Source organism: Pseudarthrobacter xylosi (assembly GCF_055412765.1).
The window spans coordinates 101,740-127,978 of the sequence record NZ_JBVAYT010000008.1 but is presented as its reverse complement, the minus strand read 5'-3'; the positions used below and the strand labels follow the sequence as shown (position 1 = coordinate 127,978).

Sequence of the window (26,239 nt, the reverse complement as noted above, 5' to 3'; positions counted from 1 at the left end):
GGGGCCTCCGCGCAGCGCACGCCTGCCTGAGAACGTGCCAAACTCACCCCACCAGCGAGGCAGCCGTGCCCGCCCGGGCTGCTGCCGGGAGCTCCAGCCGGGCGTCATCCGGTTGGATGTCCGCAGGATTGTGGGTGACCATGACCACCGTGCGGTCCTTCAGGCCGGTGCGGAGGTCAGCCAGCATTTCCCGTCCCGACTGAGCGTCCAGATGAGCCGTGGGCTCGTCGAGAAGGATGACCTCGGCCCCCGTCAGCAGGGTCCGCGCCACGGCCAGCCGTTGCCGCTCGCCGCCGCTGAGGAAGGAACCGCCCGGCCCGATCCGGGTATCGAGCCCGGCCGGTAACCGCGACACCAGGGCGCTGAGGCCGACGGCGGCCAGTGCCGCTTGCAGCTCGGCGTCAACGGCGGCAGGCGTACGGGCGGCAGCCGGCTCACCGACGGCAGGCGCGCCATCGCCGTGAGCAGCGGAAACACCCGGCACCGCCTCGGCGGCGGGTGCGCCCAGCATCAGGTTGCCCCGCAGCGTCGAATCGAACAGGTGGGCCTCCTGTGGGCACCAGGCCGCCGTCCCGGTCAGCGCTGCGCGGCCGCTGGCGGCCGGCAGGAATCCCAGCAGGACGGCGAGCAACGTGGATTTCCCCGCGCCGGACGGTCCGGTGACCGCCAGCCAGGTCCCCGGTGCGGCCGTTGCGGAAACCTCGGAGAACACAGGTTTCCCGCCGGGCCACGCCGCCCCGACGCTTTCCAGTTCAACGCCCGCGGCGCCTCCGGAACGGGCGGGGACAACATGCAGCCCGTCGCCGTCCCCAATGTCCGTGGCGCCGCCCTCCAGCACGCCAGACTCACTGATCCGGCGCATCACGCTTCGAAGTGCCGGGTACTGGCGCACCGCCGTCGTCATTGCTGCGTACGGTTCCACGAGCGCCAGCTGCAGCAGCACAACAACGGCGGCAGTGGCAGGCGCCAGGGTTCCTGCCAGCACCTGGGGTGCGGCCAGCACGGCAGCGGCCAAGGCGGCGCTTCCGCAGGCAGCGACGGTAATGGCTTGGCCGAGGCCTTCGGCCCACGCGGAACGCTGCGATGCACGTGTGGCCAGGCGGTCCTCGGAGCGCAGCGCGTCCAGGACGGTTCCCGCGATGCCGTTCACGTGCAGCTCTGCCCGGGCATCCAGCGCCGCCGACGCGCGCCGCAGGACGCCTGCCCGCAGGCTCTGCTCGGCTGTGGCTGAGCGGCGGTCCCCCCACAGGGCGGCAGCCGGAGCCAGGAGCAGGCTGAGCGCGGCTGCGAAGGCCACGGCCGGCAGCGCGGCAGGCGCCACCAGGCCGGTTGCCAGCAGCGCCGAAGCGGCCACGGCAAGCGCCGTGACGGGCGGCAGCACAACGCGCGGCAACAGGTCCCGGACGGTGTCGACGTCGTCAATCACCGTGCCGAGGATGTTGCCGCCCTGCAGGAGCCGCCGAAGCGAAAGAGCCCTGCGGCTCAGTGATTCCCAGAGCCGGCCGCGGAGCCGGGTGAGGGCGCCGAACACGGCGTCGTGGAGCAGGAGCCGTTCCCAGTAGCGGAGGACGGCGCGCCCGATACCGAAGAAACGCACCCCGACGATGGCGGTGAGCAAGTACAGGATGGGCGGCTGTTCGCTCGCCCGGATGATGAGCCAGCCGGACAGGCCGGACAGGGCCACGGCGAAAACGGCGGCAAAAGTGCCCACCACCGCAGCCCCGGTGAACCGGCCGGCCACTGGTGAGAGCAGGCCGGCCAGGAGACGGGCAGTGCGGCTTGGCCGGCGACCTCCGGCCGCGGACTTGCGCGTCCTCGCCGGATCAAGCCCGACGGTTTCCGGGGCATGCTCTGGCTTCATGACAGCCTCGGTCCCGGCGCCAGTTCGAGTCACCGCTGAGGCGTCCGTCGGAGCGGTGATGCCGCGGGCGGATACAGGCACCAGGTGGTCGGCCAGCTCCCGGGTCTGTTGGTCGTGGGCCACCAGGATGACGGTCACCTGGCCCCGGAGCGCACGGATCGAGTCCTGCACGAGGGCCGCCGATACCGCGTCAAGGTGTGCTGTGGGCTCGTCGAGCAGCAGAACGGTGGCACCGGTCCTGATGCGGGCCAGGCCGCGCGCCAATGCAACGCGCCGCAGTTCGCCCGGGCTCAGTTCGGCCGGATGGTGGCTGGCGAGGTGCCCGGCAGCAGCAGCGGCCAGGCAATCCCTTGCCGCAACGGATGCCGCCTGAGTGTCAGTGTCCATTGCGCCGCTGAGGTACAGCAGGACCTCGTCGAGCACGGAGTCCGCCACCATCACCGGATGCTGTGGAACCCAGGCGATGGCGTCGCGCTCCAGTCCGGAGAGGCGGCCGGACACCGTGGCTCCGCCGCCGTCCCCGACGGTCCCGGCCAGCGCGCCAAGGACAGTGCTCTTGCCGGCGCCGCTGGGGCCGTCCAGGGCGGTGATCAGCCCGTGCGGGGCAGTGAAGGTCAAGGGCCCGACGGCGGGAGCGGAGCGTCCGGAATAGGTGACGGTGAGGCCGGTGACTCTCACTCCCCCGGACCCGGGCACGGAACCCCGGCTGCCGCCGTCGGACGCGGCAGCCTCGCGTCGCGGTGCGGGCAACGGCTGCGGCTCGTGTGCTTCAGTGACATTCCTGGTCGCGGCCAGGGCCGCCCGGCCGTCATCACTGGCGTGATGGGCCGTGCCCAGCTCCCGGAGCGGCAGGTAGCAGTCCGGTGCGAGGATCAGGGCCAGGAGGCCTGCTTCGAGCGGCATCTCGCCGTGCACCAGGCGGACGCCGATGAACACGGCAACCACTGCGACGGAAATCGTAGCGATCAGTTCCAGCGCCAGTGCGGACAGGAATGCGGTGCGCAATGTCCCCATGGTCCTGGCGCGGTATTCCTCCGAAATCTCCTCAAGGGCCTTGCGCTGCGCGGTGGCGCGGCCCAGTCCCACCAGGACCGGCAGGCCCTTCGCCAGCTCCAGCATGTGGGCGGACAGCCGGGTCAGGGTCTCCTGGGCCTCACGGACATGGTCCTCGGTGTACCGGCCGATCAGCACCATAAACAGCGGGACCAGCGGAACCGTCAGGACAATCACCACCGCGCTGACCCAGTCGGTGAACAGGATGCGCGCGCCGAGCAGCAGCGGGATCACGGCACAGTTCACGAGGGCGGGCAGGAACTGCGTGTAGTAGCTGTCCAGCGCATCCAGTCCGCGCGTGGCCAGCACGGCCAGCCCGCCGTCGGCCGGGCCGGTGCTGCGTGCACCGTTCCGCAGGGCCCGGGCCAGCAGTTCGGAGCGGATCTCCTCCTTGATGCCCAGTGCGGCGCGGCGCGCGGCGATGCCCTGGGCCCACACGGTGGCGGACCTCAGGACAATGCCCGCCAGGCCCCAGGGCAATTGCTCGGGCCAGGACCCGTTCCCGGTCGCCAGGCCCGCCAGCATGGCAGCCACGGCCTGCCCCATCAGGACCAGCGACAGCGCCCTCATCGCTGCCAGCAGCCCAAGCCAGTAAATGGCGGAGCGGGTGGCCGGTCCGGCCGGAAAATCCGGGCGCACGGCCGGTCAGCCCTTCGTGGTGAACGCCCTGACGGCAATGGCCGGCAGGAAGCTGTGGGCCGCGGGGATCTGGGACGCGCTGACACGGCGCCGGAACACCCAGTAGGTCCACGCCTGGTAGGTGATCACGAGGGGCAGGCCAACGGCTGCCACCACACTCATGAGCCCGAGCGTGTAATCGGAGGAGGACGCGTTGGCAACCGTGAGATCAAACGCAGGGTCCAGGGTGGAGGGCAGCACTACCGGGAACACTGCACCGAAGATTGACGCGCTGCCGAGGAGGAGGAAGACTCCCATTGCCATAAACGCCTTGCCTTCGGATCCCCGCCGGGCAAGGAGCCATGCGGCTGCTGCGGCCACCACGGCCACGATCACCGCTGCCCAGGTGCACGGCTTGCCCTCCAGGAACTGGAGGATCAGTGCCCAGCCGGCCAGGGGCAGCAGCAGGACCGGAAGCAGCCGGACGAACCAGCGGCGCGCACGGTGGCGGATGTCGCCGTCGGTCTTCAGTGCCAGGAACGCCAGAGCGTGCAGCAAGGAGAATCCCACCACTGCCAATCCGCCCAGCACGGCGTAGCCGCTGAACCACGCGAACGCACCGCCTTCGCGGTCACCGTTCGCGTTCAGCGGCAGGCCGGTGGTGGTCAAGGCCAAGGCAGCGCCGACGCCGAAAGCGGCAAAGAAGGAGCCCAGGGCGATGGCCCAGTCCCAGCGCGCCCGCCATTTGTCCGTGTCACCCTTGCCGCGGTATTCGAATGCCACGGCGCGGAAGATGAGGGCCACCAGCACCACCAGGAGCGGGAGGTAAAGGGCGGAAAACAGCGAGGCGTACCACAGTGGGAACGCCGCGAACGTTGCGGCTCCGGCCGTGATCAGCCAGACTTCGTTCCCGTCCCAGACCGGGCCAACGGTGCTCAACAGCAACCGGCGCTCGGTGTTGTTCCGCGCAAACAGCTTCATCAGCATTCCGACGCCGAGGTCAAAGCCTTCAAGGAAGAGGTAACCGGTCCAAAGCACGGCGATGACGATGAACCAGATGGTGGGCAGCAGTTCCATGCTCGAGTATCCTCTGCTCTTCTTAGTAGGCGAATGCCAGGACGTCGTCGGCAGGCTTGCCAGTGCCGGGGCCCTTGTTGGCGTCCCCGTGCTCGTCGTTGTCCTGGGCCGGGGTGTGGGCAAGTTCCGGCATCGCGGACACCACGCCGCCCCGGATGAACTTGACGAGGAGTTTGACCTCAACCACCAGCAGCACGGCGTAGACGGCGGTCAGGACGATCAGTGATGTCAGCAGCTCACCGGCCGACACTCCGGGTGAGACTGCGGCCGCCGTGAACATAAACACCTGGTCGATGCCGTTCAGGTCAGGGTTGGGGGCCACCACAAAGGGCTGCCGCCCCATCTCGGTGAAGATCCAGCCGGCCGCGTTGGCGCCGAACGGGGCAAGGATGCCGAACACTGCGAGGCGCATCAGCCAGCGGGACGCGGGTACGGTGCCCTTCCGCGTCACCCAGAGCGCGAGAAGCGCAGCCAGCGCCGCAACACCGCCGAAGCCGATCATCATCCGGAAGCCCCAGTAGGTGACTTCCATAACCGGGACGTACTGGATCTCCTGGCCGGCCCGCTCGCCGTAGATCGGGTTGTCGGGGAGGTGGGTTCCGTAGTCGGCCTTGTACTGGTCCAGGAGGCTGTTGACGCCCTTGACTTCGGTAGTGAAATCTCCCTTGGCGAGGAAGGAGAGGATGCCCGGGACCTCGATCAGGGCAACAATCTCATCGCAGTTCTTGGAGCCAAGGTTCCCGACACTGAGCACGGAGAAACCGGTGCCGTCGTGGCAGGCGGCCTCGGCGGCGGCCATCTTCATGGGTTGCTGCTCAAACATCAGCTTCCCCTGCAGGTCGCCGGTGAGGGCGGTGCCGGCGAACGAAATCATGGCGACGACGGCGCCGATCCGTAACGAGCGGATCCAGACTTTGTAATCGGTCCGGTCACGGCCGGGGATGGCTGCTTCGCCGGGAATCACCTTCCCGTCGGTGCCGATTGTGTCGATGCCGTCGGTCCGCCTGCGCCAGAGGTGGTACCAGGCAATGCCGAGGAGGAAGCCGCCGGCAACGGCCAGTGCGCCCATCAGGGTGTGCGGGAAGGCCACGAGTGCGGTGTTATTGGTGAAGACGGCCCAGGCGTCCGTCATGACCGGCCGGCCGTCGATAATCTTCGCGCCCACCGGATGCTGCATCCAGCTGTTGGCCACGATGATGAAGTACGCGGAGAACACCGATCCCACCACCGCCACCCAGAGGCAGGCCAGGTGGATGCCCGGCTTCAGCTGCTTCCAGCCGAAGATCCACAGGCCCAGGAACGTGGACTCAACGAAGAAGGCCAGCAGCGACTCCAGCGCCAGCGGCGCCCCGAAGACGTCTCCAACAAAGCGGCTGTACTCGCTCCAGGCCATGCCGAACTGGAATTCCTGCACAATGCCGGTGGCCACGCCCATGATGAAGTTGATCAGGAAGAGCTTGCCCCAGAACTTGGTCATCCGGAGGTATTCCACCTTGCCGGTGCGGTGCCAGAGTGTCTGCATCACGGCCACCACCAGACCCAGCCCGATGGTGAGGGGCACCATCATGAAGTGATAAACGGTGGTGATGCCGAATTGCCATCGTGCGATTTCCAGAGCTTCCACAGCAGTCCCTCGGGTTGGCGGTGCAACTTTTCTACGATTCGTAGAACTTTGACTTCTACAGAGTGTAGAACAATGCGGCGGGCACTGTAAACCAACAGTTCCATGTGAAAGTGGCGCCCACAAGGCCGCGGCGCGCCGAGTGTTCTACCGTACGTAGAAACTCTGGCGAAAAACAGGTAAATTTGTTCTTGTATATATGTATGGCTGGAGCAGTCACCGCGGCCGCCAACGGCCCGGTGCGGGGAAATCGAAGGATGTATCGCAATGGCAAGTCTTGGCGAACTGGAACGGGCAGTGATGGATCTGCTCTGGGCGGGCCACGAAGCAGCTACCGCGAATACCCTGCGCGACAAACTTGCAACCACCACCGAGGCAAGCGGGGATGCCGCCGGGCATGAGGGCAAGGAGCTTGCCGTCACCACAGTCCTGACCGTCCTCTCACGGCTTGAGAAGAAGGGCCTGGTGGAGCGCGAACGCGGTACGCGACCGCACCGCTACCAGGCTGTTTCGAGCCGGGAAGACCACACGGCGGAGCTGATGCATGAAGTGCTGGGCTCGGCGCCTGACCGCGAAGCCGTGCTGGCACGGTTCATCGGCTCCGTGACGGACAGTGAAGCGGAAACACTGCGCAAACTCCTTGGCCACATCTAGCGGACCATGTTCTGGACCTCGTACCTGCTGGCGGTCCTCGCGATAGTCCTGGCATGGCCAGTGCCTATCCTGCTTTCCCGTGCCTCGTGGCCTGCCCGGTCACCGTTCACGGCCATGTTGCTGTGGCAGGCAATAGCCCTTGCAGGCGGACTGTCCATGATCGGCGCGATGCTGGTCTATGGGCTCGAACCGATCGGTGACAACCTCATCTCAGGGCTCCGCGGGTTGGCGGCCATGGTCCTCTTTAACGCTCCCACCACGGCACTGGGCTTCTGGCATCTTTTCGCCCTGTCCGCCGCGACGCTGCTCACCGCCCACCTGGTCTTCACCCTCTTGCTGACGTACTACAAGATCGAACGGCAGCGGCGTCGGCACCGGGAGCTCCTGGCCCTGTTGGCCGCCCCGTCCGTCGATGCGGCCCGCACAGTAGTCATCAGCCACGATTCACCTGTTGCCTATTGCCTGCCGGGCGGGGCCCGCTCCGTCACCGTGCTCTCGGACGGCCTGATGGCGGCCCTGGAGCCGGCTGAACTACGGGCCGTCCTGAGCCACGAGAATGCCCACCTTAACCAGCGCCACCATCTCCTGCTCTGGGCGTTTGCCGCGTGGCGCCAGGCGCTCCCCTGGCTGCCCACCACCCGGCTCGCGCAGGAGGCGGTGAACTCGCTCATCGAAATGCTGGCGGACGATTTTGCGCTGAAGACCGAAAGCAAAGCCACGCTCATCAAAGCGATAGCCATCGTGGCCAGCGGCCCCACCGGAGGTACGGTGCCAGGCCGGGGGCCGGGCCTTGCCGGAAGCGTGGCCGCCGCCGTGCCATCCGCGCACCCAGGCCTTGCCCTGGACGGGCTCGAGGCGCCTGCCGGCACCGTCTCAGGTTCTGCCCGGACCACTATGTCCCGGGTCAGCCGGCTGCTTTCCCCTCAGCCGCAGCTGCCTGCCGCCGCCCGCGGGATGGTGCTTGCCGGCTGCGCCCTGCTCCTGGCCCTGCCCACCGCCCTGCTGATCGTGCCGGGCCTGCTGGGCTGAAGCCGGTGTGTCCGCTGATGCCCCGGCGTCCCTGAATGCCGTCGCGGACTGAGTCCCGGCAGTGGGCCGTGCCGTCCTGGGCCGAGCCGTCACCGGACTGCGCCGCCCCGGACGTCAGGCGTCGATCCGCTCCCGGTCCAGGCTGGAGGCGCCGGCGATGATGAAATCTTTACGGGGGGCAACATCGGATCCCATCAGCAGGTCGAACGTGTCCTCCGCGTGCTTGGCGTTCTCGATGCCCACCTTGCGCAGTGTCCGGTGCCGCGGATCCATAGTGGTTTCTGCCAGCTGCCCGGCGTCCATCTCGCCCAGGCCCTTGTACCGCTGGATCGGCTCCTTGTAGCGCTTGCCTTCCTTGGCCAGCCGGGCCAGGAGCACGTGCAGTTCCGCCTCCGAGTACGTGTAGATCATGTCGTTGGCCTTCTGGCCGGCGTTGATGACCTCCACCCGGTGCAACGGCGGCACGGCAGCATAGACCCGTCCGGCGTCGATCATGGGGCGCATGTACCGGAAGAACAGCGTCAGCAGCAGCGTCCGGATGTGGGCGCCATCCACGTCGGCGTCGGTCATCAGGATGACCTTGCCGTACCGGGCCGCGTTGATGTCGAAGCTGCGGCCCGAACCGGCGCCAACCACCTGGATCAGCGCAGCGCACTCCGCGTTGGACAGCATGTCTCCCACGGACGCCTTCTGCACGTTCAGGATCTTGCCGCGGATGGGCAGCAGCGCCTGGAAGTCGGAGGAGCGCGCCAGCTTGGCAGTTCCCAGTGCGGAGTCGCCTTCCACGATGAACAGTTCGGAACGGTCGACGTCGTCCGTCCGGCAGTCGGCGAGCTTGGTGGGCATGGACGAAGTTTCCAGGGCATTCTTGCGCCGCTGGGTCTCCTTGTGCACCCGCGCGGAGATCCGGGACTTCATTTCGCTGACGATTTTTTCCAGCAGCAGCGCGGAGTGCGCCTTGTCGTTCCGGTTGGCTGAGTTCAGCTTCGCGGTGATCTCCTGCTCCACCACCTTCGCGACGATGGCTCGGACGGCGGAGGTGCCCAGGATTTCCTTGGTCTGGCCCTCGAACTGCGGCTCGGCCAACCGGACCGTCAGCACAGCCGTCAGCCCGGCGAAGATGTCGTCCTTCTCAATTTTGTCGTTGCCGGCCTTGAGCTTGCGGGCGTTGGCCTCCACTGCTTTCCGGAACGTTTTGACCAGCGCCTGTTCGAAGCCTGACTGGTGGGTTCCGCCCTTGGGCGTGGCGATGATGTTCACGAAGCTCCGGACGGTGCTGTCATAGCCGATGCCCCAGCGGAGCGCCACGTCCACTTCACAGTCGCGTTCAACCTCGGCGAGCTGGCTGTGCCCGCGTTCGTCGAGCACCGGCACAGTTTCCTTGAATTTGCCTGAGCCGTGCAGCCGCCAGACGTCGGTAACGGCGGGATCGGCGGCGAGGAACTCGACGAACTCTGACAGACCGCCGTCGTGGTGGAACACCTCTTCGTGGCCCGCCACTTCACCGGGGGTCCCTGCCAGCCTGCGCTCATCGCGGACGGTGAGCTTAAGCCCGGGCACCAGGAAGGAGGTCTGCCGTGCCCGTGCGGCCAGTTCGTCATAGGAGAACTTGGCGTCCGGTGTGAAAATCTGGCGGTCTGCCCAGTAGCGGATCCGGGTGCCGGTCACACCACGCTTCGCCTTGCCCACCACGTCCAGCACGGAGCCGTCCACAAACGGGGCGAACACGGCCGAGGGGTCCAGCTTGGATCCCTGGTCCTTGAAGCGTCCCGGCTCGCCGCGCCGGAATGACATTTTGTAGGTCTTGCTGCCACGGTCCACTTCCACGTCCAGGCGAGCCGACAAGGCGTTCACCACCGAGGCGCCCACGCCGTGCAGGCCGCCGGAGGCCGTGTAGGACCCCCCGCCGAACTTGCCGCCCGCATGGAGTTTGGTGAAGACCACCTCGACGCCGGTGAGGCCTGTCTTGGGTTCCACGTCCACGGGGATGCCGCGGCCGTCGTCGTGAATTTCCACCGAGTTGTCCGCGTGCAGGATGATCTTGATGTCGTGCCCAAATCCGGCAAGCGCTTCGTCCACCGAGTTGTCGATGATCTCCCACAGGCAGTGCATCAGCCCGCGCGAATCGGTGGAACCGATGTACATGCCGGGGCGCTTGCGGACGGCTTCGAGGCCCTCCAGGACAGAAAGGTGCCGGGCGGTGTAATCAGAACTTGGTGCCACGGGTTGTGAACTCCTTCAGTGACGGAACAGCTGGCGCTGCGGGCGCTCCATCAAGCCTAGTCCGCGCGGCAGCTGACGGGTGGCTGCCACACCTGCCGGAGGCTGTGGCCGGGGCCACTCGTTATCCTTCCGTGACGGAAACCTGCACCTTGATCAATTCTTGTGGCTACGCGGACAGCGAACTTGACCCGTCCTTGCGATGGGATTGGTACGAATGCTGGTTATATAGACATACAGATCTACTAAGGAGGCCGACATGACAACAGCAGTGGCAGACCGCACACTCAACGCACTGGACCGGTGCGATCGCTGCGGAGCTCAGGCATACGTCCGCGTTGTACTCGAGTCCTCCGGCGGTGAGCTGCTGTTCTGCGGCCACCATGCCCGTGCAATCGAGGCTAAGCTGAGGCCGTTGAGCTCCGACTGGCACGACGAGACTGGCAGGCTTCACGAGAAGGCTCCCGTAGCCGTCGACTAACCAGGCGCATCGCGCAACCTAATACACCTCGAAGAGGACCCCTCCAGCCGGAGGGGTCCTCTTCTTTGTTATGAAGACCTAGCGCTGAATCCCAAACAGGAAACGCGGGCCCCCCTTCCCATCCATCGATCCGAAGATAATGGGCGGAAGGTGACCCGCGCTTGCTGAGTCCCGACTTAGTCCAGGTAGTCCCGCAGTACCTGGGACCGTGACGGATGGCGGAGCTTGGACATGGTCTTGGATTCGATCTGGCGGATACGCTCACGCGTAACACCGTAGACCTTGCCGATTTCGTCTAAAGTCTTCGGCTGGCCGTCGGTCAGGCCGAAACGCATGGCCACAACGCCGGCTTCGCGCTCGGACAGGGTGTCCAGGACGGAGTGCAGCTGTTCCTGCAGGAGCGTAAAGCTCACCGCATCAGCGGGCACGACGGCCTCGGAGTCCTCGATGAGGTCGCCGAACTCGGAGTCGCCGTCTTCACCCAGCGGGGTGTGCAGGGAGATCGGTTCGCGGCCATACTTCTGGACCTCAACGACCTTCTCAGGAGTCATGTCCAGTTCGAGGGCCAGCTCTTCGGGTGTGGGTTCGCGGCCCAGGTCCTGAAGCATCTGGCGCTGCACGCGGGCCAGCTTGTTGATGACTTCGACCATGTGCACCGGGATACGGATGGTGCGGGCCTGGTCTGCCATGGCGCGGGTAATGGCCTGGCGGATCCACCACGTGGCGTACGTGGAGAACTTGAAGCCCTTGGTGTAGTCGAACTTCTCGACAGCGCGGATCAGGCCCAGGTTGCCTTCCTGGATCAGGTCCAGGAACAGCATGCCGCGTCCGGTGTAGCGCTTGGCCAGCGAGACCACCAGACGGAGGTTCGCTTCGAGCAGGTGGTTCTTGGCGCGCTTGCCGTCGTGGATGACGAACTCAAGTTCACGCTTGAACTTGGGGTCCATCGAGCCGTCGTCGGCGTTGATCTTCTCTTCGGCGAAGAGGCCGGCTTCGATCCGGAGGGCGAGGTCGACTTCCTGCTCGGCATTGAGCAGCGCAACCTTACCGATCTGCTTCAGGTAGTCCTTGACGGGGTCAGCCGTGGCGCCGGCCGACATTACCTGCTGGACAGGGGCATCATCGTCATCGGCATCCGAGTAGACAAAGCCCTTGCCCGTGGCTGCTGAGGCGGCCTTGGCTGCGATGATCTCGCTGTCATCGGCGATGTTGATGTCGTCGAGGTCCTCCTCAACGTCCTCATCATCGTTTCCGGCTGCTTCGGCAGCGGCTTTGGCGCCGGGCTTGGGCCCGCGCTTCTTGGGCTCAGGCTTGCCGTCCAAACCGGTGTCGCCGGTGGCATCCTTGATGGCTTTGTTGGCTGCCCGCGTCGCTGCTCGCTTGGCGTTCGTTGCAGCCTGCTTCGCCTCAGGGGACAAATCGTCCTGGGCGGCGGGATCCTTCTTCGCGGAAGACGGGGTCACAGAAAACCTTTCTAGCGGCGGTCTGTGGAATCACCATACGGGCAACACCACTATGACCCTGTCAAGTCCGTGATGAATATCAGGTGCAACCACGGCCGGCAGAGTCTACAAGTAGAACTGCCGGGGCGGCCATAATGTTCCCGACTGGGCCTCATTACGTGCACTTGATTCACGGACCCAACCGGGTCTCGGCAACCATTGTCTCATGGTTTTCCCAAACCCGACCTCAGTGCTGCCCCATCCCCGGTCCCCCCATTGGTAAGGCTGCAACTGCTCAGGCCGCATCCGGTTCGAATTTCCGCCAGGCGGCTTCCTTGCGTGCTGCCCAGCCGCAGAGGGTGCCGCGCCGGACAAGTTCGAGCAGGAGTTCGGCGAGCCGGTAGCCAGGTTCCTCGTCCAGCGCCTGCCCCAGGTGCGCTGCAGCATACGAGCCACGTCCACGGCACCACGAAATCCAGCCTCGTCCAGACAGCGCCGCTGCCGCGGCCTGTCCTCCCCCGGCAGCCAACAGCTCCAGGACACGGTCCAGGTTGTTCATGCTGGTCCAGTCCGGCAAGGTCGGCTCCAGGCCCAGCAGGACCTCGCCGTAGCCCGGTACCGGGGGCTCTGCGCCCGGCACCGGACCAGGCGTGACAACCGCGGTGCCGGACCCGGTTCCCTGGACACCAGCGCCCCGGGGACGCACGGGCGCCAGTTGGCATTTGGCGTCGAAGATCCCAAACTGGTCCGCACCGGCACATGCGGCAGCCCTGCCCGCGGCGGCCATCACCAGGACTGCATCCCGCCAGGAAGGTACACGGAGTGATGCGCGGAGGAAACCTTGGATGAGGGGGTCGGCCGGACACTGGCCGGAAAGGAACAGCGGTTCCCACGAGTCAAGTAGCGCGTCGAACTGTCCCCTGCTGCCCCGGCGGAGATCCAGCGGGACCATCCACGCCGCCTCGGCTGCACGCAGCCGGGCCCTGGACTCCGCCGACATTGCTGCGGGCGCGGGACCTTGGTCCTCCGGCGCGGGCCCGACGCTGCTGCCGCGGAAGACCATCTCGGCGTTTAGCATGCTGTCCCGGATCGCCTGAACGGACCGGCCCGGCGAGGGGCAGCAGGACGGGTCGGTGCAATAGGCATCACGCCAGAATGCATCACCGACATACCAGGCGTCCCGTACCGGCATCCCGGCGGCCCCTAAGACCGACTGCAGTGCGTCCAGTAGCCCGCGGTAGGTTCCCGGGGGTTCCATCCAGCCGTCGTTGGTGAAGCAGGCCAGCAGGGCGGCGTCGGCATTCCCGTCAGCCTTGAGATAGTCGCGTACCGTGCGGGCATAGCCCCGCGGGTCCGCGAGGGTTTCCGGGCCTGGCAGATCCAGCCTCAGGGTTGCTCCCAGCCGGTTCCCCTGCAGGGTCATCGCAACCAGGCTGTCTGCCGGCCAGTAGCCCAGGGAATGCGGAATGAAACCGAGGATGTCTTCTGGGCCTCGGACGGTCAGGTGTTCTGAAGGTTTCATGATTCCAGCTTTGGCGAACCACCGGCAGGGTTGAAGTGGCAACTTCCGCTATGTCAACAACCGCCCCAGGAGGGCCGATGTGGAGGACAAGTGTCAGTCTTTGCCCGCGCGGTCCGTGGACTCGGAAGGCTGGCGCCGCCGGGCCAGGTTTGCCCGCCGCTGCTGCGCCATGGCCCGGAGGAGCGGCGGCACCACAACACCCTGCGCTGCCATTTGGCGCCGCACTTTGCGCCGGCAGACTATCGTCATGGCGGCACCGAAGCCCAGCAGCAGGAACTGAACGCTGAGTGCGATCCGGAAAGGTTCGAGCCCGTACAGGACGCCGTCGGAATAGCCGCTGGCGAGCAGGACGTCCAGCACCAGGCCGACCAGGAAGATCGCCACGAGGGCCGCGATAAAGCCGCCCACATTCACGATGCCCGTTGCGGTTCCGATCCTGTGCGCGGGATTGAACGTCCGCGCGAAATCAAAACCGATCATCGATCCTGGCCCCCCGATGGCCAGGACCACCACCAGGCACGCCAGCAGCCACAGCGGGGCGCGGCCAGGCGTCAGCAGCACCGCGGCCCAGGCAGCGGCCGTGGCGCCGGCGATGAGCAACACCATGGTTGACCGGCGAAGCGGGTGGCGGGACACGAACTGCCCGATGAAAGGGCCCACGGCCATCGCCGCGGCAACGTACAAGGTCATCAGGCCGGCCACGGTTGCGGCATCCAGGCCCTGTCCCGAGATCAGGAACGGATATCCCCACGTCATGGCGAACACGGTGCCGCTGAACTGGATGGTGAAGTGGCTCCACATCCCCAGCCGGGTACCCGGCTGGCGCCAGGCCCGCGCGAGCGAGGCGCCTGTGGCCTTCAACCCCTGCTGCGCCTTGGGGGCGGACGCTCCCGGCGGGTGGTCCTTCAACAGGACCAGCACCAGCACCACCGCCAGGCCCGCCATGCCAGCGAGCATCAGGAAGCCGGGGGTCCAGCCAAAGGAATGCAGGACAAAGGCGAACGGCAGCACACTGAACAGCTGGCCCAGCTGGCCCGACATGCCCGTCAGCTGCGTGACCAGCGGAACCCGGGCCGGCGCGAACCACAAGGGAATGAGCCGGATCACGGAAATAAAGGTCATGGCGTCGCCGGCGCCCACAAGGACCCGCCCCGCCACACCGCCGGGGATGGTATCGGCGAAGGCCAGCTGGAGCTGCCCAAGTCCCATGAGGACGGCTCCACCGGCGATCATGATGCGCGAGCCGAACCTGTCCACCAGGAGGCCGACGGGGATCTGCAGGCCCGCGTAGACCAGTAGCTGCAGCACCGTGAAGAAGGAGATGGCGGACGCGCCGGCATGGAACCGCTCGGTGGCCTCCAGCCCCACCACCCCGAATGAGGTTCGCTGGGAGACGGCCACAAGGTAGGCGAAGATGCCGACGGTCCAGATCAGCCAGGCTCGGGGTGCAGTCACCCCCTCATTATGCCCGGGCTGCTGCCCCACCCCGGGCAGGCGTCTGCCAGGCGGACGCCGCGGGGCGGGCTTCGGGTGCGGGCTACGGGTGCGGGTTCTCGCGGGCCAGGTAGGCCTCCACTGCCGCGCCCAGCTCGTCCCCGTTCGGCAGTTCGTCATTTTCGTCGGCCAGGAGTGAGCGACGGACGGTGCCTTCGGCCTTCTCGTCGTACCGCTCTTCCAGCCGCGACACCACCTGCTGCACATCTTCCGAGGCCGCGACCTGCTCGGCGATCTGGCGGCCCACTTCCCGGCCCGCTTCGCGCAGCCGGTCCGCGGGCAACATCAGGGACGTCGCCGCACCGAGAAATTCAAGTCCGGCTACGGCGGCCGGCGGGTATTCCGCATCGGCAAGGTAGTGCGGAACGTGGATCACGTAGCCGGCAACATTGCGCTGAGCCTCCATCAGCCTCAGCTCCAGAATGTGCCCCACGGCCGCGGGAACGTCAACGGTGGGCTTCCAGACCGAAATGCCCTCGATCAGTTCGGGACGGTTGCCGTGGACGGTCACACCCACGGGGCGCGTGTGCGGCACAGGCATGGGAATGGAGTGGATCCAGGTCACCAGGTTCACGTCCAGCTTGTCCACAATTCCGACGACGGCGCGTGCGAACCGCTCCCATTGAAGGTCAGGTTCAAAACCGGCCAGCAGCAGGAAGGGGCTGCCGAGCCCGTCCGTCAGCTTGTACAGCGCCAGCTTCGGCTCCTGATAGTCCTGCAGATGATCCTCCACGAAGGAGATGTGGGGCCTCCGCGACCGGTAGTCGATGAGCTGGTCGGCATCGAACACAGCCACCGGCTCGGCGTCGAGGGTGTCCAGGAGCTCCGCATTGATCTGCCGCACCACGTGGCCGGCATCGGCAAAGCCGGTAAAGCCCATCACCAGGTTCAGCCCGCGGAGCGCCGGGCTGTGGAACAGCTCGATGTTGCTCGCATAGAGCGCATCGGGGTCCAGCAGGGAACCGGAAATCCGTTCAAGCACGGCGTCGTCCTTTCAAGCAGTCGGGTGAATATCTTGTACAACGCGGCCAGGCACCCCGGAATTCCACCAGCCGGTGTGGCGCAGGTCTCAGGAGATTCCGCCGACGCGGCCCGCAGCGGCTACGATCGTGAATGGCCCGCCGGACGGGATTACCGGCACCCGGCGACGTCCCGATCGGACGGCCGCCGGACTTCCATGGCCGAGCGCCTGACATCCATACCAGCGCGAACAGCCTTTTCGAGAATTGAGGACTTACCCCGTGGTCAAGAATACTGAAATCAACCTTAGTACCCTCGCCAAGGACCTGAAGAGGACCCCCAGTGACGCCGTCGTCATCGGCGTGGGACAGGGATCGGACGGCCCCGTCCTGCTTGCGAACCCGCTGACCGCAAAGTCGGCGGAAGCCCTGACCGACTCCCTCAAGGTTCTTGGCGTCACCGGCGCCGCTGACCAGATCGTCCGGTTGCCGGGACTGCCGGAAACGGGTGCCGGGGTTCTGGTTCTCGCAGGCGTCGGCAAGGTGGCCGCCGGCCGTCCGCTCACCGAAGAGGCGCTGCGGCGTGCCGCCGGTTCCGCGGTCCGCCAGCTCGGCGGCCTGGCCACCGTTGTCCTCGCCCTCCCGACGGCGGGAGTCGCCGACGTCGCAGCGGTCGCCGAGGGTGCCGCCCTGGGCGCCTATTCCTTCACTGAGTACCGGTCCTCCAGCGACGGGCTGAAGGAACCGGTCCGCAACGCGGTGATCTACACGGACGTTGCTGCCGGTAATGCGCTTCAGGATGCACTGACGCGGGCGGGCCTGATCGGTAAAGCCGTCAACGCCACGCGGTCCCTGGTCAACCAGCCGCCCAGCCACCTGTACCCCGAATCCTTCGCCGACGCCGCCAAGGAGCTGGCCAAGGGCCTGCCGGTCAAGGTGACGGTCTGGGACGAAAAGCGCCTCGAAAAGGAGGGCTTCGGCGGCATCATGGGCGTGGGTAAGGGGTCCACCCGCCAGCCCCGCCTGGTGAAGGTCGAATACGCACCCACAAAGGCCACCGCAAAAATCGCATTGGTGGGCAAGGGCATCACGTTCGACACCGGCGGAATTTCGATCAAGCCGGCGCTTGGCATGGGTGACATGAAGAGCGACATGGCGGGTGCCGCCGTCGTCCTTAATACTGTGCTGGCGATCGCAGGACTCGGCCTGCCGGTAAAGGCGACCGCCTGGCTCTGCATCGCGGAAAATATGCCCTCCGGTGCGGCCTCACGGCCCGCGGATGTCCTGACCATGTTCGGCGGCAAGACGGTTGAGGTGCTGAACACCGACGCCGAAGGCCGCCTGGTCATGGCAGACGGCATCGTCGCGGCCAGCCTGGAATACCCCGATGCCATCATCGACGTCGCCACCCTCACTGGCGCGCAGCTCATCGCCCTCGGTAACAGGACGGCCGGCGTGATGGGCTCGGACAGCGTGACCGGTCCGATCAAGGCTGCCGCCGACCGTGCGGGCGAACTGGTGTGGCCCATGCCGTTGCCGGAGGAACTGCGGCCCAGCATCGACTCCCAGGTGGCCGACCTCGCCAACATCGGTGAACGCCACGGCGGCATGATGACCGCGGCTGTTTTCCTGCGGGAGTTTGTGGGAAAGGGCAAGGACGGGGAACAGATCCCCTGGGCGCACATCGACATTGCCGGTCCGTCCTTCAACAACGGAAGCCCTTACGGCTACACGCACAAGCAGGGCACGGGCTGCACCGTCCGCACACTGGTGGCCTACGTCGAGGACCTGCTGACGGCAGCTGCCTGACCAGCTTTTTGAACTGTCACGCGGCTTTGTGACACCACGGTGAATCCTTGGACACACAGCCGCGTGACACTCACCACAAGGGCCCCACAAACGCCACGGCAAGGTGGAGCATGTATTAGTGGTTCGCTAAGGTGAACTCCGGTAGTCACAAATGAAAGGGAACTGTCCTGCTGGCATAATCACGGCAGGGAAGTTCCAAGACCAGATGATGCGTACTCTCGTGTCATCGTTCACGCGAGGGAGCGTTTTAGTGGCCGATCAGGCAACTGCGCAAGAATTCGACATCCTGGTACTCGGCGGCGGCAGCGGCGGCTACGCAACTGCCCTGCGTGCCGTTCAGCTCGGCCTCACCGTTGGCCTCATTGAAAAGGGCAAGCTCGGCGGCACCTGCCTGCACAACGGCTGTATACCCACCAAGGCCCTGCTGCACTCCGCTGAACTGGCCGACCACGCCCGCGATTCGGCAAAGTACGGCGTCAACGTCACCCTTGACAGCATCGACATTACTGCTGTCAACGCCTACAAAGACGGGATCATCGCCGGCAAGTTCAAGGGGCTGCAGGGTCTTATCAAGGGCAAAAAGGGCATCACCGTCATCGAAGGCGAAGGCAAGCTCCAGGGCGCCGACACCGTAGTAGTGAACGGCACCGCGTACAAGGGCAAGAACATTGTCCTCGCGACCGGCTCCTACTCCCGCTCGCTGCCGGGCTTGGAAATCGGCGGCAAGGTCATCACCTCCGACGAGGCCCTCACCATGGATTTCATCCCCAAGAGCGCGATCATCCTGGGCGGCGGCGTGATCGGCGTCGAGTTCGCTTCGGTTTGGAAGTCCTTCGGCGTCGACGTCACCATCATCGAGGGCCTGCCCTCGCTGGTCCCGAACGAGGACGCGACGATCGTCAAGGCCTTCGAGCGCGCCTTCAAGAAGCGCGGCATCAAGTTCTCCACCGGCACCTTCTTCCAGGGCGTGGAGCAGAACGCCGACGGCGTGAAGGTCACCCTCGTGGACGGCAAGACCTTCGAAGCGGACCTCATGCTTGTGGCAGTCGGCCGCGGCCCGGTCACTGCCAACCTCGGCTACGAAGAGGCCGGGATCACCATCGACCGCGGCTTCGTCATCACCAACGAGCGCCTGCACACCGGTGTAGGCAACGTCTTCGCCGTCGGCGACATCGTCCCCGGCGTCCAGCTGGCACACCGCGGCTACCAGCAGGGCATCTTCGTCGCCGAGGAAATCGCCGGCCTGAAGCCCGTCGTCGTCGAAGACGTCAACATCCCCAAGGTCACCTACTCCGAGCCCGAAATTGCTACGGTGGGCTACACGGAAAAGGCCGCCAAGGCCAAGTTCGGTGACGACCAGATCCAGACCCAGGAATACAACCTCGCCGGCAACGGCAAGAGCTCCATCCTGGGTACCAGCGGCCTGGTCAAGCTGGTCCGCCAGAAAGACGGCCCCGTGGTGGGCGTCCACATGATCGGCGCCCGCATGGGCGAGCAGATCGGCGAGGCCCAGCTGATCGTGAACTGGGAAGCCTACCCGGAGGACGTGGCCCAGCTGGTCCACGCACACCCGACCCAGAACGAGTCCCTGGGCGAGGCCCACCTGGCCCTGGCCGGAAAGCCCCTGCACGGCTAGCAGTTCCGCCCGCACCACCGCAAGACAACAGGGCCCAGTGCACCCGGCGTGATCCGCCGGGTGCACTAAGCTCGAACAAGCCAGCCATCATCCGCACAAAAGATCAATAAGGAGAACGGGGACGACATGTCTGAATCCGTTAACTTGCCCGCCCTCGGTGAGAGCGTCACCGAAGGAACCGTCACCCGCTGGCTCAAGCAGGTAGGTGACCGGGTAGAGGTGGACGAACCGCTGCTCGAGGTTTCCACCGACAAAGTAGACACCGAAATCCCCTCTCCGGTTGCCGGCATCATCGAGGAAATCCTCGTTGCTGAAGATGAGACCGCCGAAGTCGGCGCTCCCCTGGTCCGCATCGGCGACGGCTCCGGCGGCGGCGCCGCCCCCGAAGCAGCTGCCCCGGCCGAAGAAGCCCCCGCCGCACCGGCTGCAGAGGCACCCGCCGAAGAGGCTCCGGCCGCAGCAGCACCCGCCGCCGAAGCACCGGCTGCAGAAGCTCCCGCAGCGGCAGCTCCCGCCGCCTCGGACGGCGAAAGCCACGACGTCACCCTCCCGGCACTGGGCGAAAGCGTCACCGAAGGAACTGTCACCCGCTGGCTGAAGGCCGTCGGCGACACCGTTGCAGTGGATGAGCCGCTGCTCGAAGTATCCACGGACAAGGTTGACACCGAAATCCCGTCCCCCGTCGCGGGAACGCTGCAGGAAATCCGGGTCAACGAAGACGAAACGGCCGAAGTTGGCGCCGTCCTCGCCGTCATTGGCTCCGGCGCGGCTGCCCCCGCAGCCTCCGCACCGGCAGCAGCTCCGGCGCCTGCCGCTGAGCCTGCGGCACCGGCGCCCGCCGCGGCACCTGCTCCCGTTGCACCCAAGGCAGAGGCCGCTCCGGCGGCACCGGCCGCGGCAGCAGCACCTGCTCCCGTTTCAGCCCCGGCACCCGCAGCCGAGCCTGCAGCCGGCGGCGGCGAGTCGGGATACGTGACGCCCCTGGTCCGGAAGCTCGCAAACCAGCACGGTGTGGATGTCTCATCACTGTCCGGCACCGGCGTTGGTGGACGCATCCGCAAGCAGGACGTCCTTGCCGCGGCAGAAGCCAAGGCCGCTCCGCCCGCAGCAGCAACGGCCAAGCCGTCCGCCGCTCCGGCCGGCCCGGCTGCATCATCCCTGCGCGGCACCACGCAGAAGGCCCCCCGCATCCGCCAGGTTATCGCCCGCCGCATGCGCGAATCCCTTGAAATCTCCACGCAGCTCACGCAGGTGCACGAAGTGGACATGACCAAGGTGGCCAAGCTCCGCCTGAAGGCCAAGAACTCGTTCCAGGCCCAGAACGGCGTCAAGCTCACGTTCCTGCCGTTCATCGCCAAGGCCGTGGCCGAGGCCCTCAAGCAGCACCCCAAGCTCAACGCTGCGTACGACGAGGACAAGCAGGAAATCACCTACCACAACGCCGAGCACCTGGCGATTGCCGTGGACACGGACAAGGGCCTTCTGGTTCCGGTCATCACCGATGCCGGAAACCTGAACCTGGCCGGGCTGGCCGGCAAGATCGCCGACGTTGCCGGGCGCACCCGCGATGGCAAGATCGGCCCGGACGAACTGTCCGGCGGAACGTTCAGCATCACCAACATCGGTTCGGTGGGCGCCCTGTTCGACACCCCGATCATCAACCAGCCACAGGTGGGCATCCTGGGCACCGGCGCGATCGTCAAGCGCCCCGTGGTGGTGGCCGATGAGAACGGTGACGACTCGATCGCCATCCGCTCCATGATGTACCTGTCCCTCACGTACGACCACCGCCTGGTGGACGGCGCGGACGCAGGACGCTTCCTCCAGACCCTGAAGGCCCGCCTTGAAGAAGGCGCCTTCGAGGCCGACCTGGGACTCTAGCCCCAAGCAAAACCGAACGACGGCGGTGCACGCACCGGTGGGAAACCACTGGAACGCGAGCACCGCCGTCGCGCTTTAACACCTGGATTCCCTGTTTCCGCCGACACAGAAAAACCCGGCGACCGCCTTACTACATGGCGTAGAAGCTCTGCGTAGACTGGTCGCATGATTATCGTGTACAACATCGTGGTCTTCCTGCACATCGTCGGCGCCGCCATGATCGTCGGCATCTGGATCGGGAACATGAAGACCCCCACGGTCCACCCCCGGCAGTTCGATGGCGCGGCCCTTCAGCTCATCACCGGCATTGTGCTGATGGGCCTGATCCCTGCCCTCGACATGGACGCGAACTACTTCAAGCTGGGCATCAAGTTCGTGATCGCCCTGGCTGTCGGCGTGCTGGCTTTCATCGGCCGCCGCAAATACAAAAAGGGCGAGGACATCAGCAAGGGCCTGGCCCACGGAGTTGGCGGACTTGCGCTGCTCAACGTGGCCATCGCCACGCTCTGGAACTGATCGCCGGCTGAACCGCTCACGACGGCGCCGCTCCCCTCGTCCGGGAGCGGCGCCGTCGCTGTTAACGGCCACGCGGATCCACCGCCTGGCATCCGTCGGCAGGCGGCCGGGCGCACGGTCACAATCCACTGAGAGCGGACACCGTGTGCAGGGCCGCCGCTCAATCCCTAGGATTGGAACCGGCGGGGCCAGGCAACGGCCGGTCCCGGTTCGAACCGACTTTGAGGAGTGGACATGGCAGCAACACGCACTGCGCACACAGTATGGAACGGCGATCTGATGACAGGGTCGGGTCAGACCACGCTGGACAGCTCCGGCCTGGGCACGTTTGAGGTTACCTGGAAGGCCCGCACCGAAGCGGCCGAAGGCAAGACCAGCCCGGAAGAACTGATCGCTGCAGCGCACGCGAGCTGCTTCTCGATGGCGTTCAGCAACATGCTCGCCCAGGCCGGACATGCTCCGGACGAAGTCAACACCAAAGCCGACGTGACGTTCGTTCCCGGCACCGGCATCACGGGGAGCCACCTGACGATGTCCGCCAAGATCCCCGGCATCTCCGAAGAGGAGTTCCAGCGGATCGCCGGCGAGGCCAAGACCGGCTGCCCGGTCTCCGGCGCGCTGGCCAGCATCCAGATCACTTTGGACGCATCCCTGGAATCCTGATCCACCCAGGCGCCTGCCGCGTTCGCTATGGACGCTGACGGCACCTGAAACCGAGAAGGCCCTGCCCCGCCCGGACTAAACCGGGAGGGGCAGGGCCTTCGTTGTTCTGTTGGTGCGGGGCCGGCCTTAGTCGCCGTGCCGGCGGTCCGGAAGCGGCGCGGGCTTCAGGCGGCGGTAGCCTTCCCGGACCGGGGGCTTGTCGGTAGGCAACTCCTGGATCATTTCCTTGAGCGCACCAATCCCGTATTCCAGCTGGGGGTCCCTGCCCGCGGCATAGGCGTGCGGCGGGTACAGCACTTCGATGTCTGGATCCACGCCGTAGTTTTCCACGGACCAGCCCACGCCGCCACCGAACCAGGTGGCGTACCGCGGCTGGGTCACGCCGGTGCCGTCGGCCAGGGAGAACCGGTTGTCGATCCCCACCACACCGCCCCACGTGCGGGTGCCGATCACCGGGCCGATCCCCCGCAATTTGGAGACCTGGGTGATGATATCGCCGTCGGAGCCGGCAAATTCATCGGCGAGGATGATCACCGGACCCCGAGGCGCGTGGTGCGGGTAGGTCCGCGGACGTTCGCCACGCGGCATGCTCCAGCCGGTAACCTTCCGGCCAATCAGCTCCGCCACCAGCTGGGACGTGTGGCCGCCACGGTTCCGGCGGACATCCACGATGAGTCCGTCCAGGGCAGTTTCGGTGTCCAGGTCGCGGTGCAGCTGTGCCCAGCCGTTGGCCATCATGTCCGGGATGTGCAGGTACCCGTAGCGGCCGCCGGAGGCCTCCCGGACGATCCCGCGGTTCGCGGCCACCCACTCCTGGTAGCGCAGCCGTTCCTCGTCCTTGACCGGGATCACTGCGATCCGCCGCTGCTCCCCTGCCTCGACGCCGTGCCCGGCTCCGTTGCGCAAAGTCAGCTCCACAGCCCGTCCGGCAGCGCCCACCAGCTGCATCGCGGGGCTCACCGTGGCGGACAGCGGCACACCGTCAATGGCCAGTACTACGTCCCCGGCCATCGCGGCAGCGCCGGGCCGGGTCAGCGGCGAGGTTGCCAGCGGGTCCGAGGACTCCCCGGCAAGGATCCGGGTGATCTCCCAGCCGGCCGCTGTGAAAACAAAGTCTGCGCCGAGCCGGCCCTGGCCATTGCTGCCGTTTTCGGTAACCGCTGCCGGCCGGACGTAGGCGTGCGAGGTGCCCAGTTCCCCGTGCAGCTCCCAGAGCAGGTCCACCAGGTCGTCGTGGGACCCCAGCCGGTCAACGATCGGCCGGTACCGCTTGTGGATCGATTCCCAATCCTGTCCTGCCATGTCTTCGGCCCAGAAGAAGTCGCGCTGCAGGCGCCAGGCTTCGTCAAACGCCTGGCCCCAGACGCTGAGCGGATCCATCATCACGCGGATGCGGCCCAGGTCCACCTTGACCAGCTGGCCGGATTCCTCATCGGCTTTGGCAGCAGAAGGAACCACGCTGATCTGCTTGTCGTTGACGAGCACCACCTTCTTGCCGTCGCCGGAGAGCCGGTAGCTGTCCAGGGCTTCCACCAGCGTGGCGGACTTCCGGCGGGCCAGGTCGAACCGGACCAGGCTGGGGCGGGCGTCCTTGTCTTCCTGGCTGGCTTTGCCGTCACCGGTGACGCCGGCCAGGGCCCAGTCCAGCCACAGCAGTGCGCCCTCCGTTGACGTCAGTGACGTGTAGTTGCCCTGGGGCACGGGAACGCCGATGACTCGGTGCGCCAACCCGGCCGGATCCACACGAACCGCACTCACTGGTGCAGCGCCTGCCGCGGCGTCTGCCTCTGCGCCGTCCGTACTGTCCGTGCCGTCCGCGCTTGCGGCGGGTGCCAGGTCAACAGCAGGGCCAAACGGCGACGGCGTTGTGGCCGCCAGTGCCACCAGGTACGGCTTGATGGGGCTCGGGAAGGACAGGTCGAACGAGTGCCCGTCGTAGACCGGATCAAAGCTCCGGTTGGACAGGAAGGCCAGGAACTTTCCGTCCGGCGTGAAACTTGGGGACAGGTCGCAGAAACGGCCGTCAGTGACCTCGACGATGCCGCCCGCCGGATCCGTGGCGTTGGCCAGCCGGAGCCGGCTCCGGGAGCCGAACGAGGTGACGGGTTCGGACCAAGCCAGCCACTGCGAGTCCGGAGACCACGCGAGTTCCGCGATGGTCCCCACGCCGATGCTGGTGACCAGGGACAGGTCCCCGGTGGCTGTGTCCGCCACATAGATGTCGCCGAAGGAGGTTCCCACCGCAATCCACCGGCCATCGGGGCTCGCTTCCAGGGCGCTGGCGCGTGACGGTTTGGGGAAGGCGATGCGGGTCAGACGTGACGGTCCTGCGTTGACGGCGGATCCCGCCGGGCTGAGGGTCACGTCGGCCGGGGATTGGCCGGCCGGGGAGTCATCCGGCACCGGGACAACGACGTCGGCAGCCACCGCTGCGGATGATGTCGCCGCCGGAACGGGCCGGGGCAGTGGCGCTTCCGCTTGGTCCCGATCCGCTGCGGTGGGCGCTGGGACGGGGGCTGCCGTGACGGCGGGAACCACAGTGTCGGGCACTGGCGCGGCAATCTCCTTGATGTAGATCGCCTCCACACCGTCGTGATCTGCGATATAGGCGAGGCGGCCGCCGTCGAGCGGCTTGGGAAGCCGCGCGCGGACGCCCGGGGTGGCCTCAACGACACGGGACGGGCCGTCCTTGTGGCGGAGCCAGTGAAGGGTGCCTTGGGCCTCTACGACGCTGGCAGAGCCGCTGTCATCCGGCACCACCGCGCCCAGGTGTTTGGAGGCTTTCAGCAGGCCCGGGCGGCGCGATTGCGACGCGGAGCCCAGCGAGATGTCCAGCCGTACCGCGGCAGACGACAGGTCGTGCAAGATCCAGAGTTCGCCCGCAGATTCGAAGATAACCCGCTTCCCGTCGGTGGACGCGTGCCGGACGTAGAAGTCCTCGTGGTCCGTGTGACGTCGGAGATCGCCGCCGCCGGGCAGCACCGAGTACAGGTTTCCGTAACCCTCGTGGTCGGACAGGAAGGCGATGCGCCCGTCCACCCACAGCGGATCTGTGAGGTTTCCGTCCAGGTGGGGAACCAGGCGCTCGAACTCGCCGTTTCCGTCGGTGTCAATCCAGAGCTTGCCCGCGGTGCCGCCGCGGTACCGCTTCCACCAGGCCGGTTCACGGGAGAGCACGCTGGCCAGGACAACCGGCCGCTCGTCCCCAACTTCAGGGCCGAAGGCTACGGATTCGACGGGCCCAAAGGGGAGCTCCTCAGCCGACCCGCCGTCGACCGGGACGCTGTAAGCGTAGGTATGCCGGTTTTCAGCCTGGCGGAACGCGCTGGTCACCACTACGTCGCCGGCGGCGGTGAAGCCTTTGACCTTGGTTGTGGCGTGGCCGAAATATGTCAGTTGCCGGTAGCCACCGCCGTCCACCTCCGCCGAGACCACTTCCGGTGCGGTCCCCTGGATAACAGTCCAGACCAGCCGCTTGCCGTCAGGCGTAAACCGCGGATTCCGGACGGGCAGCTGCAGTGACGACACCCGCCACGCGCGGCCGCCGCTGAGTGGTGCGATCCATACGTCGTCCTCTGCCACAAACGTGACCAGATCGCCGTGGACATGCGGAAACCGGAAGTAGCTCGAAGAAGTCATCGTTCGATCATAGTCAACTCCCGGTATGGTCCGAGGGAGGTACCGGCGGCGTGCGGGCCGTGGT

Annotated in this window: 17 protein-coding genes; 8 read left to right on the top strand and 9 right to left on the bottom strand. The window is 66.4% G+C overall.

The window, feature by feature from the left end:
* Positions 1-43: 43 nt before the first annotated feature.
* The 3 genes from cydD to ACZY1F_RS16605 are packed head-to-tail and all read right to left on the bottom strand — an operon-like array spanning position 44 to position 6,233.
* Positions 44-3,553 (bottom strand): thiol reductant ABC exporter subunit CydD, encoded by a 3,510-nt coding sequence (cydD, locus tag ACZY1F_RS16615; protein WP_463943140.1) that lies wholly within the window; start codon positions 3,551-3,553, stop codon positions 44-46.
* A 6-nt stretch (positions 3,554-3,559) separates the two neighbouring features.
* Positions 3,560-4,609 carry a cytochrome d ubiquinol oxidase subunit II gene (gene cydB, locus ACZY1F_RS16610; protein WP_463943139.1) on the bottom strand — a complete coding sequence of 350 codons (1,050 nt, stop codon included), beginning with the start codon at positions 4,607-4,609 and terminating at the stop codon, positions 3,560-3,562.
* 22 nt (positions 4,610-4,631) lie between these two features.
* Positions 4,632-6,233, bottom strand: coding sequence for a cytochrome ubiquinol oxidase subunit I (locus tag ACZY1F_RS16605; RefSeq protein ID WP_463943137.1), 1,602 nt, complete (start codon positions 6,231-6,233; stop codon positions 4,632-4,634).
* A 264-nt stretch (positions 6,234-6,497) separates the two neighbouring features.
* On the opposite strand from ACZY1F_RS16605, the gene ACZY1F_RS16600 reads away from it, so the two are divergent.
* Both ACZY1F_RS16600 and ACZY1F_RS16595 read left to right on the top strand, forming a co-directional pair.
* On the top strand, positions 6,498-6,884 hold the full coding sequence (locus ACZY1F_RS16600; protein ID WP_463943135.1) for a BlaI/MecI/CopY family transcriptional regulator: 387 nt from the start codon (positions 6,498-6,500) through the stop codon (positions 6,882-6,884).
* Between the two features lie 6 nt (positions 6,885-6,890).
* On the top strand, positions 6,891-7,913 hold the full coding sequence (locus ACZY1F_RS16595; RefSeq protein ID WP_463943133.1) for a M56 family metallopeptidase: 1,023 nt from the start codon (positions 6,891-6,893) through the stop codon (positions 7,911-7,913).
* A 114-nt stretch (positions 7,914-8,027) separates the two neighbouring features.
* Here the strand turns inward: ACZY1F_RS16595 and ACZY1F_RS16590 are convergent, their stop codons facing one another.
* Positions 8,028-10,136: a DNA gyrase/topoisomerase IV subunit B gene (locus tag ACZY1F_RS16590; RefSeq protein WP_463913384.1), complete on the bottom strand. Its 2,109-nt coding sequence runs from the start codon at positions 10,134-10,136 to the stop codon at positions 8,028-8,030.
* 256 nt (positions 10,137-10,392) lie between these two features.
* On the opposite strand from ACZY1F_RS16590, the gene ACZY1F_RS16585 reads away from it, so the two are divergent.
* Complete coding sequence (locus tag ACZY1F_RS16585) at positions 10,393-10,614, top strand: DUF7455 domain-containing protein (RefSeq protein ID WP_463913381.1); 222 nt, start codon at positions 10,393-10,395, stop codon at positions 10,612-10,614.
* A 176-nt stretch (positions 10,615-10,790) separates the two neighbouring features.
* On the opposite strand, the gene ACZY1F_RS16580 is transcribed toward ACZY1F_RS16585, so the two are convergent.
* The 4 genes from ACZY1F_RS16580 to ACZY1F_RS16565 all read right to left on the bottom strand — a co-directional run bounded on the left by ACZY1F_RS16580 (position 10,791) and on the right by ACZY1F_RS16565 (position 16,054).
* A complete protein-coding gene (locus tag ACZY1F_RS16580) occupies positions 10,791-12,077 on the bottom strand; it encodes an RNA polymerase sigma factor (protein WP_463943131.1) in 1,287 nt (428 codons plus the stop codon).
* 274 nt (positions 12,078-12,351) lie between these two features.
* The gene (locus ACZY1F_RS16575; RefSeq protein WP_463943128.1) at positions 12,352-13,578 is read right to left on the bottom strand and encodes a DUF4192 domain-containing protein; all 1,227 of its coding nucleotides are present in this window, start codon (positions 13,576-13,578) and stop codon (positions 12,352-12,354) included.
* Between the two features lie 93 nt (positions 13,579-13,671).
* Positions 13,672-15,033, bottom strand: a complete 1,362-nt coding sequence (locus ACZY1F_RS16570) for an MFS transporter (RefSeq protein WP_463943126.1) — start codon at positions 15,031-15,033, stop codon at positions 13,672-13,674.
* Positions 15,034-15,115: 82 nt separating this feature from the next.
* The gene (locus tag ACZY1F_RS16565; protein WP_463943125.1) at positions 15,116-16,054 is read right to left on the bottom strand and encodes a proteasome assembly chaperone family protein; all 939 of its coding nucleotides are present in this window, start codon (positions 16,052-16,054) and stop codon (positions 15,116-15,118) included.
* A gap of 259 nt (positions 16,055-16,313) precedes the next feature.
* Here ACZY1F_RS16565 and ACZY1F_RS16560 point away from each other — a divergent pair, with 259 nt between their 5' ends.
* The 5 genes from ACZY1F_RS16560 to ACZY1F_RS16540 all read left to right on the top strand — a co-directional run bounded on the left by ACZY1F_RS16560 (position 16,314) and on the right by ACZY1F_RS16540 (position 22,536).
* Positions 16,314-17,840 carry a leucyl aminopeptidase gene (locus tag ACZY1F_RS16560; RefSeq protein ID WP_463943123.1) on the top strand — a complete coding sequence of 509 codons (1,527 nt, stop codon included), beginning with the start codon at positions 16,314-16,316 and terminating at the stop codon, positions 17,838-17,840.
* Between the two features lie 250 nt (positions 17,841-18,090).
* Positions 18,091-19,476, top strand: a complete 1,386-nt coding sequence (gene lpdA, locus ACZY1F_RS16555; protein ID WP_463943122.1) for a dihydrolipoyl dehydrogenase — start codon at positions 18,091-18,093, stop codon at positions 19,474-19,476.
* Between the two features lie 126 nt (positions 19,477-19,602).
* Positions 19,603-21,357 carry a 2-oxoglutarate dehydrogenase, E2 component, dihydrolipoamide succinyltransferase gene (sucB, locus tag ACZY1F_RS16550; protein ID WP_463943121.1) on the top strand — a complete coding sequence of 585 codons (1,755 nt, stop codon included), beginning with the start codon at positions 19,603-19,605 and terminating at the stop codon, positions 21,355-21,357.
* A 165-nt stretch (positions 21,358-21,522) separates the two neighbouring features.
* Positions 21,523-21,873 carry a hypothetical protein gene (locus ACZY1F_RS16545; protein ID WP_463943120.1) on the top strand — a complete coding sequence of 117 codons (351 nt, stop codon included), beginning with the start codon at positions 21,523-21,525 and terminating at the stop codon, positions 21,871-21,873.
* 234 nt (positions 21,874-22,107) lie between these two features.
* Positions 22,108-22,536: an OsmC family protein gene (locus tag ACZY1F_RS16540; RefSeq protein WP_463943119.1), complete on the top strand. Its 429-nt coding sequence runs from the start codon at positions 22,108-22,110 to the stop codon at positions 22,534-22,536.
* 126 nt (positions 22,537-22,662) lie between these two features.
* On the opposite strand, the gene ACZY1F_RS16535 is transcribed toward ACZY1F_RS16540, so the two are convergent.
* Positions 22,663-26,175 (bottom strand): S41 family peptidase, encoded by a 3,513-nt coding sequence (locus ACZY1F_RS16535; protein ID WP_463943117.1) that lies wholly within the window; start codon positions 26,173-26,175, stop codon positions 22,663-22,665.
* Positions 26,176-26,239 lie beyond the last annotated feature (64 nt).

Coding starts and splice junctions, on each gene's coding strand:
- cydB (WP_463943139.1), bottom strand. CDS start 4,609: ATGGAACTGCTGCCCACCATCTGGTTCATCGTCATCGCCGTGCTTTGG.
- ACZY1F_RS16600 (WP_463943135.1), top strand. CDS start 6,498: ATGGCAAGTCTTGGCGAACTGGAACGGGCAGTGATGGATCTGCTCTGG.
- ACZY1F_RS16595 (WP_463943133.1), top strand. CDS start 6,891: ATGTTCTGGACCTCGTACCTGCTGGCGGTCCTCGCGATAGTCCTGGCA.
- ACZY1F_RS16585 (WP_463913381.1), top strand. CDS start 10,393: ATGACAACAGCAGTGGCAGACCGCACACTCAACGCACTGGACCGGTGC.
- ACZY1F_RS16575 (WP_463943128.1), bottom strand. CDS start 13,578: ATGAAACCTTCAGAACACCTGACCGTCCGAGGCCCAGAAGACATCCTC.
- sucB (WP_463943121.1), top strand. CDS start 19,603: ATGTCTGAATCCGTTAACTTGCCCGCCCTCGGTGAGAGCGTCACCGAA.
- ACZY1F_RS16545 (WP_463943120.1), top strand. CDS start 21,523: ATGATTATCGTGTACAACATCGTGGTCTTCCTGCACATCGTCGGCGCC.
- ACZY1F_RS16540 (WP_463943119.1), top strand. CDS start 22,108: ATGGCAGCAACACGCACTGCGCACACAGTATGGAACGGCGATCTGATG.
- ACZY1F_RS16535 (WP_463943117.1), bottom strand. CDS start 26,175: ATGACTTCTTCGAGCTACTTCCGGTTTCCGCATGTCCACGGCGATCTG.